Annotated in this window: 9 protein-coding genes; all 9 read left to right on the top strand. The window is 38.3% G+C overall.

Annotated features, from left to right (window positions below; genetic code table 11):
• Nucleotides 1-28 precede the first annotated feature (28 nt).
• Nucleotides 29-823: a hypothetical protein gene (locus MLOOGBEN_RS08615; protein ID WP_179157841.1), complete on the top strand. Its 795-nt coding sequence runs from the start codon at nt 29-31 to the stop codon at nt 821-823.
• A 255-nt stretch (nt 824-1,078) separates the two neighbouring features.
• Nucleotides 1,079-2,401, top strand: coding sequence for an ABC transporter substrate-binding protein (locus MLOOGBEN_RS08610; RefSeq protein WP_179157840.1), 1,323 nt, complete (start codon nt 1,079-1,081; stop codon nt 2,399-2,401).
• Between the two features lie 226 nt (nt 2,402-2,627).
• Complete coding sequence (locus tag MLOOGBEN_RS08605) at nt 2,628-3,746, top strand: ABC transporter ATP-binding protein (RefSeq protein WP_179157839.1); 1,119 nt, start codon at nt 2,628-2,630, stop codon at nt 3,744-3,746.
• A 13-nt stretch (nt 3,747-3,759) separates the two neighbouring features.
• A complete protein-coding gene (locus MLOOGBEN_RS08600; protein WP_179157838.1) occupies nt 3,760-6,747 on the top strand; it encodes an extracellular solute-binding protein in 2,988 nt (995 codons plus the stop codon).
• Complete coding sequence (locus MLOOGBEN_RS08595) at nt 6,737-7,759, top strand: carbohydrate ABC transporter permease (protein ID WP_483296382.1); 1,023 nt, start codon at nt 6,737-6,739, stop codon at nt 7,757-7,759. The genes MLOOGBEN_RS08600 and MLOOGBEN_RS08595 overlap by 11 nt, the downstream gene beginning before the upstream one ends.
• A gap of 69 nt (nt 7,760-7,828) precedes the next feature.
• Nucleotides 7,829-8,680, top strand: coding sequence for a carbohydrate ABC transporter permease (locus tag MLOOGBEN_RS08590; RefSeq protein ID WP_256989005.1), 852 nt, complete (start codon nt 7,829-7,831; stop codon nt 8,678-8,680).
• 26 nt (nt 8,681-8,706) lie between these two features.
• A complete protein-coding gene (locus tag MLOOGBEN_RS08585) occupies nt 8,707-10,857 on the top strand; it encodes a YIP1 family protein (protein ID WP_179157836.1) in 2,151 nt (716 codons plus the stop codon).
• Nucleotides 10,857-13,133: a DUF5696 domain-containing protein gene (locus tag MLOOGBEN_RS08580; RefSeq protein WP_179157835.1), complete on the top strand. Its 2,277-nt coding sequence runs from the start codon at nt 10,857-10,859 to the stop codon at nt 13,131-13,133. Before MLOOGBEN_RS08585 ends, MLOOGBEN_RS08580 begins: the two co-directional genes overlap by 1 nt.
• 1 nt (nt 13,134) lies before the next feature.
• The gene (locus MLOOGBEN_RS08575) at nt 13,135-14,004 is read left to right on the top strand and encodes a carbohydrate ABC transporter permease (protein WP_256988993.1); all 870 of its coding nucleotides are present in this window, start codon (nt 13,135-13,137) and stop codon (nt 14,002-14,004) included.
• Nucleotides 14,005-14,012: the final 8 nt, after the last annotated feature.

Below are 14,012 nucleotides of genomic sequence, written 5' to 3'. Positions count from 1 at the left end.
CATTAGAAATAAGAGTTGGAGGGTTTTCATGTTACTTGTTTATGCATTCAGGAAAGTTCACCACCATATCACTCTCATTTTGTTTCCGATACTGTATGATTTGCTTGCATTTGTAATAGGCTGGTCGATTGTCGGTATGGATGGTAAAGAGAGGACGTCCATTCGGTTAATTTTAGAAATGGGACTGCCTTCTGCCAGTCATGTCTCGAATATTCCGCTGTTCGCGAATAATATTGATCTCTTAAATAGTCCTAATCTAGCAGCCTATACCTGGCTGATTGTCATAATAATGATCGTCATAGGGGCCTTTCTTCAAGGTGGATACATTCATTACTTGTATTCCATCGTCAGTGAAAAGAATTTTAACTTATCACAATTCTTTCATGCTGGGAAAAAAAGTTGGCTGCAATTTATTTTTCTAGGAATCATTATATTTTTTGGCAAAATTGCTGTTACTAGTTTTTTAGTTCTGATGTTTAATATGATTGGGATTTTTGCTGCGCTTGTTTTTTTTATAAGTTTACGGATCTTGTTCATTTATTTGGAATTCACCATTGTAGTGGACCGTGTAAGTATTACAGCAGCATTGAAATTGAGCAGAGGATATCTTAAAAACTCTCTGTTCGTTTCATTTTCTCTCATTTTAATTATGTATATAACATCCAGTTTGATTAGCTTCCTCATTCATTGGTTCTGGGGACCATTGATGATGGCAGGATCAGTATTTGCTTATGGGTATGTTATGAGTGTGGTTCAAACCTTATTTATGACCATATTGTGCAGAACTAGGAATAAGCTGACTAATGGTGTTAAGGCTGCTTAAGTAAATATGAGTGAAAATACCCATTTTAATAGCGAATTAGTTATAGAGTGAATTTTCACACTAAATTCACAAGTTATAGAGTAGTATCTTGGTATGCGCTTACATATGGAAGCGAATAAGGCAAGGGCCACTAGTGAATTGCCAAAAAAATAATGGTTGGAATTGGGAGGAGGTTAAAAGATTTATCGCTGCTTGTTTTATTTTAGTAATTATTTTTAAAAATTTCCTTATAACTCAAAGGGGGTAATCCTAATCATGAAAAAGATGAAGAAAGCTTTGTTTTTAGTTCTCACGGTATTGTTAACTCTCTCCATAATTGCTGCTTGCAGCAATACATCAGCACCAACGAACGCTGATGATAAAAAAGGTGCTAAAGAAAAGGAAACGGAACCCGAAGAAATTACATTAAGATGGGCGTATCAATGGGGGGAAGAGACTTTCCAGAATAGTATCGGAAAGTATATTGAAAAAAAGTTCCCTCACATCACAATTGAGGTGCAGGAAGCTGGGACAGACAATGCTGAAACCCTTGAACAGCTGGTAGCAGCAGGAAAGAGTCCGGATATCGTAACGATGGGTCTCATGACACATACGCCTTTTTTGGAAGACATTGGCCTGGCTTACAATATGGATGAGCTAATGGAAAAAGAAGGCTTTGATTTAGACCGTTTTGACCCATCAATCATTCAATTTGCACGTAACCAAGATCCAAAACAAGAAGGTGGATTATATACAATTCCAACTGGCCGTGCTACTTTTTCGCTGCACTATAACAAGGATGTTTTCGATATTCTTGGTGTAGATTATCCAACTGATAATATGACATGGGAAGAAGTAACGGAACTAGCCAAAGAATTAACACGTGAAATGAATGGTGTACAGTACCGAGGATTGGATCTTGACGTTCCTTATGATGCCTATACTCAATTTAGTCAAAATTCAGTTGATCCAGAAACAAACGAAGTATTAATAACAGGATCAGAAGCATATAGAAGATATTTGGAAATGGTGAAAGCAGTCACTTCCATTCCAGGAAATTACCCTGCAGAGGAGCCTGGCAGTCTTCTTCATAACTGGGGAGCAGCATTCGGTGAAGGCAACGTTGCCATGGCACCTGCCAAGACTCACCATGGCTGGTTAGCACAGGAGAATGTTGATATTGTGTCTTTCCCTGTATGGGAAGGTTTGGAAGGAATTGCCCCTGCACCAAATGGCAATGGACATGCCATTACTGCACCAAGTGAACATAAGGAAGCAGCATTAGAGGTTATCGAATATTTATTCTCTGACGAAGTACAGTTGGAAATGTCAAAAGATGGTGGAGCTTCAGTGCTAGTAAATCCAGATATTCATACTGCGTATGCTGAGAATAAACCAGAGTTCCATGAAAAAAATCTTGAATCACTATTTATTCATCAATATGCAACTGGTCCAGAAAAGAGTGCGAAATACAGTGACGATGTTTTATGGACAGCTCCTATCGAATATGTTAACTCCGGAAAAGATATCAATGAGTTTTTACGTATTCTTCAAGAAACAGCTGAGGAAAATGTACGAACACAAATGGAATCAGAGTAAATCACCTTTTACTCAAGATGAAGAAGCAAAAAAAATTAAAATGAACGGAGGCTCTGCATGGTTATCATTGCAGAGTTTCCTTTTAAGTATTTTAAAGATTTATAGATCAGTCCGAATCTAACCTCAGAGTGTCGCCTTTCTCTAATTTTCACACTATATTCACACAAAGATATGTAAAATAAAAAATATCAAATATTGGAAAACTTTGTCTTAGGAGGTTACTTCATTGGCAAGAATTTTGTTGAATAATGTTACGAAACGGTACGGTAAATTCAAAGAACTTGCAGTAGATAATTTTAATATGGAAATTGAAGATGAAGAGTTTTTAGTATTTTTAGGCCCTTCTGGGTGCGGGAAGTCGACGACTCTTAGAATGGTCGCAGGACTTGAGGATATTTCTGAAGGTGAGATTTATATTGGGGATACCTTGGTGAATAATTATCCGCCAAAGGATAGAGATATCTCGATGGTATTCCAAAACTATGCTTTATATCCTAATTTGACAGTCTATGAAAATATCGCTTTTGGGCTCCGGATTCGAAAGATACCAAAACATGAAATTGAAGCAGCGGTGAAACGAGCAGCAGACGTACTGGAAATAGGTAACTTTCTTAATCGTAAACCAAGAGAACTAAGCGGCGGTCAGAGACAGCGTGTTGCTTTAGGGAGGGCAATCGTGCGACAGCCACAGGCATTTTTAATGGATGAGCCATTGTCTAATTTAGATGCTAAACTGCGTGTTCAGATGAGAGCTGAGATAATTAGGCTGCATCGGACGATGGGAGTAACAACGATTTATGTTACCCACGATCAAATCGAAGCTATGACGATGGGAGATCGAATTGTTGTTATGAATAAAGGAATCATTCAGCAGGTGGATACTCCTCAGCAAATATACAATAAACCACAAAATATTTTTGTAGCAAAGTTTATTGGTAATCAGCCTATGAATTTTTTTGAAGGCACATTAGAGGAAATAAACGGTTATTTAACCTTTTCCGCAAAAACCTTCAGCATTAGGTTAACCGATCGCCAAGCGAAATTGTTTAATGAACAACGCGGTCTTAGTTACACCATTATTATGGGGATAAGACCAGAATTTTTTAGTTTTGAAAAGGAAATGTTCGATACATACCCTCATGCCACGATGAAAGGGGTATTACAATTTAATGAGTTTATCGGCTCCGATCACTACTATCATCTTTCGACACAAGGAAAAGAGTCATTTACGGTCCGTGCCCACCCTAGATTCCCATTTAGGGAAGGCGAAGAGATGAGGGTAGCCATAGATATGGATAAGGTGTTGTTTTTTAACAGTAAAACAGAAAAATTGCTGCCAATTTGAATGGGGTGAAAAGATGGCACAACAAATTCAGAAGTCACATAGTAAGAGATTACTATGTATTGGTTTAATTATCGTTTTAATCATAAGTACAATGTTGCCTTTTTCTAACAATCAAAGTCAGACCGTATACGCTGATGAGAATAAGAATACAAAGGAAACTGCGAGTACAGGCACATTTGAAAGGAATCTGGAGCCTTATTACCACGAAATGGAACAAAAGTGGAAAAGTGAAGGGGTAAATCAAGGGACCGACAATTTGCAAATAGAAGCGGGCAGCTTTTCAAATAAATCCACTGATGCTGGTGTTACTTTAGAATCTTATGGCGGAAAAGATAATGTATTACTTTGGTCAAAACCAACGGGCTGGGTGGAATATCTTGTTGATGTTCAGAATGAGGGATTATATGAAATTGCGTTGGAATATACCCCCTTATTACAAGCGGATGGAGGTACTAGGCAATCAGTGATCTTTAATGTCCAGCTTAATGGTTCTTATCCATATAGGGAATCCCGATCCATAGAGCTAAAAAGGGAATTTCGCGATGAGAAGCCCCAATATGATGACAATGGGAACCAAATTAGGTCACTTGTAAAAGAAGTAACGGGATGGAAGACTGAAGCACTTCGCGATTCGGGGGGTGTAAATGTTGAACCGTTATTGTTTCATTTGAAAAAGGGAGAAAATAGTATTCGTTTACAAGTCCTAAGGGACTCGATTGCCCTGAAATCCGTTGAGATTAAATCACCAGAATCATCCAAGACTTATCAGGATGTAAAGGAAACATATCCTTCAAATTCCTCAAAATCTGGGAAGTTCATTACCATTGAAGCCGAAAAGTTTAACAAGAAGAATTCCACCTCTATTCAAGTTCAATATGACCGTGACCCTTTAACCACACCGAAATCACTAAAAATGATTAAGTTTAATACATTGGGTGGCGCGAACTGGTATCAAGGCGGACAGGCTGTTACTTGGGAATTTGAAGTTCCTGAAAATGGAATCTACAAGATTGGATTTCGTGGACTTCAAAATTTCAGGAAAAATTTATCTACCTTCAGAACGATTTATATTGATGGACAAATACCTTTTGAAGAAATGAAGCATTATCAAATTTCATATGCCACAGGATGGCAAGAGATTATTCTTAATGAAAAAAATGGAAGCCCTTATTCCTTTTATTTAGATAAAGGTAAGCATACCCTTTCACTTGAAGCAACCTATGAACCGTTTGTACCGTTAGTTGCTCAGATGGACGAATTAGCCAATGAAATCAGAGCGATATCACAAGAACTTCGGCTTGCCTCAGGTAACCAAGAGGATCAGTTTAGAGTCTGGAATGTAGAGGAAGAGCTTCCAGGATTGCTTGACCAATTAAAAACAATGAAGAAACAGTTTGAAAAAATAGCCAAACAAATGTTAGAGATAAATGGTGAACAAAGCAATGTCTCCCAAGCCTTGGAATCAATTATTCAAGATATCTCCTTCTTGCTGGAGGAACCCGGTGAAATTCCTAATAGCCAAGTAAGAATAGGCGCATTGCAAGATAAACTGGAAACTCAGAGACAGGAATTAATGAATAGTCCATTGCAGGTAGACAAGTTTTTCATTGCTCCAGACAAGACAGAATTTCCTCCTATGACGGCAAATTGGTTCGAGAAAATAAATGGGACTTTTAATTCTTTACTCTACTCCTTTTCTGATCAAAATCAATTAGAGCAGCAATCAGACAAAGAATTAAATGTTTGGATGATGTGGGGAAGAGATTATGCAGAAGAGCTTCAACAGCTGGCAAACCAACAATTTACACCTAAATATGGTATTAAGGTAAACGTGAACTTAATACAAGATACGAATTTATTAATATTGGCAAAAGCTGCGGGTATCATGCCAGATGTTGCCTTGGGTGTTCCAAGCGGGATGCCATTTGAAATGGCCGTTCGTGGAGCAGCTAAAGATATTTCAACCATGCCGGGTGCAGAGGAATTATTGAAACAATATGCACCAGGTACAATGCTTCCTTACTATTACGATGGGGGAACCTACGGTATTCCAGAAACAATTAATTTTAAAGTGTTATTTTATCGAAAAGATATCTTGGATCAACTTCAATTAGAGGTGCCTGAAACATGGGAAGATGTCTATGAAATGCTTCCGACATTATTGCAAAATCACCTGAATTTTTTTGTTGATCCAAAAGATTTTTCCTATATGCTTTATCAAAATGATGTTGAATTATATACGGCTGACGGATTGAAGACAGGGTTAGACCAGCCTGAGGCTTTTCAGGCGTTTGAGGAGTGGACAAATCTCTTTAATTTGCATGGAATGGATCGACAGGTTCAAAGCTTTTATCAACAATTCCGGAAAGGAACATTTCCTATCGGCATAGCAGATTTTAACCAATATATGCAATTGCTCGTTGCTGCCCCAGAAATTCTGGACACATGGGGTATCGCACCAATTCCTGGACATATCAATGAATCAGGCGAGAATGTCCGCTGGGCTGGGGGAACGGGAGTTGACACGACGAGCATGATGCTGTTTAACGATACGTCTGAAGAAAAACAGAGTCTTGCATGGGAGTTCATTAAGTGGTATTCGTCTCCAGAGGTTCAAACGGAATATGGCCTAAATCTCGAACAATTTCGTGGGGAGACATTTAGATGGAATTCAGCTAATGTTCAGGCATTTAGTAAAATGCCTTGGAGGGAACCTGATTTACAAGCCATTTTAGAACAATGGCAATGGGTGAAGGATATTGCGAACGTTCCTGGAGGATATATGACCACAAGGCAATTAGAATTTGCCTGGAACCAAACAGTCCTCGAAGGCGGAGTTCCTAGGATTGAATTGGAAAAAGCCATCAAAGCGATAAGCCGTGAGTTAAATAGAAAGCAATCGGAGTTTAATCTTATTGATAACAATAATAAGGTATTGAATCCCTTGGATGTACCAATCATTACAGAACCGTGGGAAGGAGTGAACCAGGATGAACAATGATATTCAGCTTGAAAAGCCAATTGAAAAACCAATTGAAAAACGAAATCTTAGTACCATCAAACCATCAAAAATAACTAGAATGAAAGATGAAGTTGCTTACCGTACGAGCAAGACATTGGCAAATATATGGGAATACCGCCTATCTTATTTGTTTATTGCACCATTTATGATTTTGTTTACTATTTTTATTGTTATTCCTGTCTTAGCGGCCATGGGTTTAAGCTTTACCTATTTTAACTCAATCCAATTTCCGACATGGTCAGCATGGTTAAATTATCAAACCTTATTCTCACAGGATATTGTATTTTTACAAAATGTCCTGCCGAACACCTTTAAATTTTCATTGTTTGTTGGTCCGGTTGGTTTTGTCCTTGCTTTTCTTCTTGCTTGGTTCATTGCCCAGCTCCCAAACACCTTGCGTATGGGATATGCACTAGCTATGTATGTCCCATCGCTGGCAGCAGGCGTTGCTATGACTGTAGTTTGGCAAGTCATGTTCTCTGGAGACCGAACTGGTTACATTAATAGTTTCCTATTAAATTGGGGATTTATTACGGAACCAATCATTTTCTTACAGGATCAAGATTGGCTATTAAATATTATGATTGTAGTTTCCATCTGGTCAAGTATGGGCATCGGATTTTTAGCGATGCTGGCAGGTTTGTTAAATGTGGATAAAGAGCTTTACGATGCAGGGAAAATCGATGGCATTTCGAATAGATTACAAGAAATATGGTATATCACGGTTCCGATGATGAGACCGCAATTATTATTTGCCGGTGTTATGTCAATCATTCATACATTACAGGCTGGAAATCTGGGTGTTCAGCTTTCTGGCTCTAATCCTACTCCCAACTACGCCGGTCAGGTAATGATTAGTCATATCGATGATTATGGTTTTATCCGCTTTGAGTTGGGGTATGCAAGTGCGATTTCTGTTGTTCTTTTGGTTATGATGTTCCTATTAAGTCGTATCTTCTTTTTTCTATTAGAAGAAAAGGAGGGGAAGTAATAAATGAGATTTATAGAAGCATTCACGAATTTTGGAAAAGAAAGCAAGTGGAAATGGACCAATTTCTTAATGGAATTAAAAAGATTGGATCGAACACAATATATTATCCTAATTTTTCTAACAGTAGCATCAATCTTCATGCTGCTCCCGATTGTTTACATTTTCAACCATGCTTTTAAGCCATTACATGAGTTATTTCTCTTTCCGCCAACATTTATTGTCCAAAATCCGACCTTTCAGAACTTTATTGAGCTCATGTCATTAACATCAAGCGCATTTGTACCCGTTTCAAGATACATTTTTAACAGTGTGGTCGTTACCGTACTTGCAACGATTGCCATGGTTGTCACGAGTGCACTTTGTGCATACGCATTGTCGAAACATCCATTCCCAGGTGCCAAGCTTGTCTTTTCATTAATCATGATTTCACTTCTATTTGTACCACAGGTTCTGCAAATACCGAGATATGTGGTCGTACAGAATTTAGGAATCATGAATTCCTATTGGGGTCATGTATTGCCTGTGATTGCGATGCCAGTTGGCGTATTTTTAATGAAACAATTTATTGATCAAGTACCAAATGAATTATTAGAGGCAGCAAAACTAGATGGTGCATCGGAATTTGGTATATTTCTGCGAATCGTCATGCCGATTGTTACACCTGCCATCGCAACGATTGGCATTATATCGTTCCAATCAGCTTGGAGTAACGTAGAAACTTCACAGTTATTTATGCAAGATGAATCGATGAAAACATTGCCATATTATATGATGTCCCTTACGGCAAATTTGGCAAATACCGTTGCGAGGCAAGGGGCTGCTGCAGCAGGTGCGCTTTTCATGTTTTTACCTCAGTTCATCATATTTTTATTCTTCCAGAGAAAAGTTATTGCCACAATGGCACATTCTGGAATTAAATAAGCCAGAAGGGGAACGGAGGTTTAACAATGAAAAAAAACCGAAGAAATTGGTATTCAATAATCGTTGTTCTTTGCCTGTTAACCATAATCCTATCACCTTCATTAACGGTCAAGGCAGACACGCCGTTTGATACGTTTAGTGTAGATGGTTTTGGACGAACGATCTTTACCCAGCCAGCTTATGAACCTGAAGGAGTCATAGCTCGGGACATCTATATGGTTGATGAAAATGGAGAGAAAATTTACTCACCATTAAATAAGCCCCAGGATTTATTTATTGATCAACAGGATGATATCTATATCGCCGATACGGGTAATAATCGTATTGTTCATTTGGACAAGGGCGGGAAACTTGTAAGGTTCCTGACGGTGCCAGAAAGCCCATTGAAAGAGCCCTCAGGTGTTTTTATTACCGATAATGGGGATATTTATATCGCAGATACAGGGAATAAGAGGGTCATTCGCTTAAATAAGGAAGGAAATATGATTCAGGAGTTTTTACGTCCAGAATCAAAATATATTAATCAGAAGTTTGTCTATGAACCGATCAATATGATTGTTGATAGACGCGGCTTCGTTTATGTCGTTTCGCGCGGAACATTCCAAGGGATTATTCAATTTTATCCTGATGGAGGCTTTTATGGATTTTATGGCACCAATGTATCGGAAGTGTCACTCATGGACAGAATTCGTAAAGTATTTTATACAAAAGAACAGTTAGCAAGACAGGTCCGATTACTTCCAAATCCGATCCGTAACGTCGAAATTGATAAAAATGGATATATTTATACCGTATCTAAGGACAAGTCAGAGGAAATAAAAAAATTAAACATTCGCGGTGAGAATCAATGGAAGGAATTTTCTTTTAATGAAAATGTAAATGTAAGCTTTTTACGAGAAGATTCCACAGTGAAAGAAGAAGGGCAGGCCGGAGTAAGTACGGACCTTACGGATGTCACCGTTGATGAAAATGGAATTGTCACCGTTGCGGACAAAGCCAATGCTTTAGTAACACAATTCAACCAAAACGGAGAATTACTCTTTTTTTGGGGTGCTCCTAGTACTTCTGGGACAGCTCAAATAGGTGTTAATCAAAGTCCGGTTGCACTTGATACAAACTCTGAAAACAAAATCTTCATTCTCGATGATTCGTTAAATCTTGTTCAGGTCCTTGTTCCAACACAATTTGGAAAAACTGTTCAAGACGCATATATCCTGACACAGGAAGGCAAATACGTAGAAAGTGAGAAGTATTGGAGTGAAATTGTCAGACAAAACGCTCTGTTTACTCCTGCTTATACTGGACTGGCCCGAGCTGCCTTTTATCGTGAGGATTTTGAAAAATCGAAAGAATTATATAAGCTCGCTGGTGATGACCAAGGGTACTCTGATTCCTTTTGGCAGCTTCGTTTAAATTGGTTCCAAAGCAACTTTACCTATTTAGCCAATGCCTTTGTTGTCATAGGACTGACATCCATTGCAGGAGTACAATATCGTCGGAAAAGCAAACGAAAGAGTGTAAAGGATTCCTTTCTAAAGAAACTTAAATGGCTGAAGGAAATAAAACTGCTTGAACAGTTAAAACATGCATTTTATATCCTTAGACATCCATTGGATGGCTTTGCCGATATTCGTTACCGAAATAAGGGCGGATATACAAGCGCCATCATCATCCTTTTAATGGTTATAGTCATGGTACTTGTCAAAATGTATTTTACTAGCTTTACGTTCCAACCGGTGGCTGTTGGCAGCATAAATATCGATTCTATTTTGACTGTTTCTACAACGGTATGGGTATCTTGGGTCATTTGTCATTATTTAATTGGTTCAATCAAGCAAGGGCAAGCACGGTTTAAAGATGTGTTTGTTGGCAGTGCCTATGCGCTATTCCCGGTGCTTCTCCTCGGTATACCATTAGCGGTACTGTCAAACCTGATGTCATTAAATGAATCTTCTATCTACGGATTTTTCAACGTGCTGATGATTATTTGGAGTGCTGCATTGTTTTTTTGGATGATTCAGGCGCTGCAAAATTATTCAGTCGGGGAAACGATTATTACTAGTTTACTATCCATGTTTTCAATGATTATGTTATGGGTTTTAGTTTTTATTGTGATTGGTCTTTCATCAGAGACCATTGACTTTTTCTTAACCCTTTATCGGGAGGTGACAATGTGATGAGAAAGAGGAAAACCTTAATAATTTTGATACTTGCGGTACTTCTTTCATGCTGGGTAATCCCTGCGTTTGCTGAGAATAATGTAAAGCAAGCAAATAAGCCAACCATAGAGATAGGGTTGAAAAAACAAAAATCTTCGAAAAATGATAAACCTAACGCACTGCCAGATACAAATACCTTTCAGGATGTAGCGGAAAACGATGGCTTTATTCTCAAAGCGGATTCGGAGACAGGTCATTTTATCGTTATAAATAAAGAGACAAATGCGGTATTGAGGTCTTTTCCTAATCCAGATGGCTGGGAGCAAAAGGGAACATCTAGTGCATGGAAAGCTCACCTCCAGTCACCATTCATGTTTTCATACGTGGAAATGAACGTACGAAAAGACATGGTCAAAGAATCCAATCTTATCAGTCAAAATGGAGAGGTTGATTTCAAAAAGATCGATAACGGGTTTCAAGTAACCTATAATCTTCCGAAAGTTGGTTTTGTCATTCCAATCCAAGTCCGTCTAGAAAAGGATTTTGTAGAAACAACTGTTCTATCGGAAGATATTGTCGATGTTAAACAAAAGGATACGAAGATGAATGATCCAATGGCGCGGCTTGTTTCACTTAGACTATTTCCTTTTCTTGGTGCCGAAACATCTGAAAAGGAAAACGGCTTTATACTTCTGCCAGACGGCTCAGGCGTACTTGTAGACTTTAAAAAGAATCGTTCAAGTACAACTAATCTATATAGTGAAAGAGTATATGGCGAGGATATTGCTTTTGCCGCCAATTCGAATCTTTCTTCCAGTCTTCCGATAAGGATGCCGGTGTTTGGTATTGTGGCGGGTGACCAAGCAACATTGGGAGTTATTCATAAAGGTGAGTCTTATTCAAGTATTGTATCAGCGCCCTCACAGTCAATGAGCCAATATAATTGGGCAACTGGTGAACATTTATTTCGTTTTAAAGTTTTTCAGCCTACGAATAAGAAGCAGACAGAAGGCTATTTCACCTACACAGAAGACATCCAACGAACGAAGCGTGTTATCCGTTACTATATGATTGCGAAGGAAAATCCGGATTATGTGGATTTGGCTGAACGATATCGCCAATATTTAATCGAAAATCACGGCTTTGAGCGGATAAAAAGTGATAAAAAGAATCTTGATTTGCAATTAAATATTCTGGGCGGCGGAACAAAAAATGGCTTTATTACAGATTCGTTTTTGTCATTGACTACAACGGATCAGGCAAAACAGATTGTGCAAGACCTTAGTAAGCAAGGTATTAAGGATATGGCTATTACTTATATTGGCTGGCAAAATGGCGGCTATGGAAAATATGGGGGGCACTTCCCGGTAGATAGAGATTTAGGCGGCAACAGCGGGATGAAGAGCTTTGTTGATTACGCTCATTCAGAAGGAATGTCAGTTTTCTTAGACGCCAGTACCTATTCCTTTAACAATACTGGAAAAGATGGTTTTCGACAAAGCCGAGATGGTCTGCGTGATCTAGGGTCTTCGATTATTGAATTTAAAAGATCTGGAATGGAAACAACTTTTGTTAGTCCGCGCTTTATGAAAGATGTCATTTTCAAAGATTTGGAGAGAGTAAAGGAATTAGGGGTAGACGGTTATTTATACGGATCCGGTATTGGTGCAATGCTTGCGACTGATTTCAATGATCGACATTTCGCTTCAAGGCATGAAGCAAAAGAAATTCAACAAGATATTTTTGACAAAACAAAAGAAGTGCTTGGTGATGTTCGAGTAACATCTGGAAACCTTTATGCGCTAAATAATAGCAGTCATATTGATCAAATGGATCATGACTACTCCTTTGGCTTATTCGTAGATAGAGTCGTGCCGTTTGAACAAATCGCGCTTCATGGCTTAGTGGGCTACTCCTTTGATTACGGTAATATGAGTGGAAATGTAAAGGAATCCTTTTTAAAGGGGATTGAATACGGGGCCTATCCTTCATTTCTAGTAACCTATGAACAATCGAATAAATTATTGGAATCAAGGTCTATGCGCAGCTTTTATAGTACGAACTTTAAAGATTGGGAAAAAGAGATTGCAGCACAATATCAACAATTTAATGATGCCCTTCGAGATGTTCAAAGCCAGTTTATTATAGATCACCGCATGATTGCTGATGGCGTATTTGAAACAATCTATGAAAATGGTAAACGCATTTTGGTCAATTACAATAAAGATCCTTTCACGATTGATGGAATTGAAATTGGTGCTGAGGATTTCGTTGTACTGGAAGGAGGGGAATAAATTGCAAAGAAGTCGAAGATTAAGTGCAAAGGTTTCCCGTAACCTAGAAGGGAGCTTATTTATAGCTCCCTGGTTATTGGGATTTATGATATTTCTAGCATTTCCACTTGGATTTTCACTTTATATGAGCTTCCACAAGGTAAAAGTTCTTCCTTCAGGTATGGAATACGACTTTAATGGAATTGCTTACTATCGAGAAATCTTGTTTAACAGCTCTGCCTTTTATGATGAGTTAATTCCTTATTTTCAAGAAGTTGTTATCATGGTACCGATTATTTTGATTTTTTCACTACTAATTGCGATTTTATTAAATCAAAATTTACGTGGACGTTTTTTATTTCGGGCAATTTTCTTCCTTCCGGTCATTTTTACTACTGGATATCTATTAACGGAGTTTGTTAATCAAGGAGAAGGAAGCTTAGGGTTTTTAGAACGTTTTTCCATTGGTGCGTATTTAGATACTTTCCTGGGTAACAGTTCATGGGCCCAGCCTGTTAAAACATTATTGAATCGCTTCGTATTAGTATTATGGTATTCGGGTGTACAAATCTTGATTTTCTTGGCGGGCCGTCAGACAATCCCAAATTCAGCCTATGAATCAGCACGGATAGACGGTGCCTCTCCATGGGAGGTTTTTTGGAAAATAACCTTGCCGGCTATGACTCCGTTTATCTTTTTGAATTTAATTTATACCGTTGTCGATATGTTTACTTTCCCATTCAATCCGATCATTGATTTAATAGGTACAGGGAATTATGGATATAGCAGCGCACTTGCATGGATCTATTTCCTTATCATTATTGTATTCTTGTTAATCGTCATGATGATATTTATGCGGTTGAACAGAGGTCAGAAATTATCAAAAGGTTAAGGAGGGAA

The sequence above is a fragment of the Bacillus sp. EB106-08-02-XG196 genome, assembly GCF_013396335.1.
GTDB lineage: Bacteria > Bacillota > Bacilli > Bacillales > Cytobacillaceae > Neobacillus.
The sequence above is the reverse complement of the archived record's forward strand: the minus strand, read 5'-3'. Positions and strand labels throughout refer to the sequence as shown.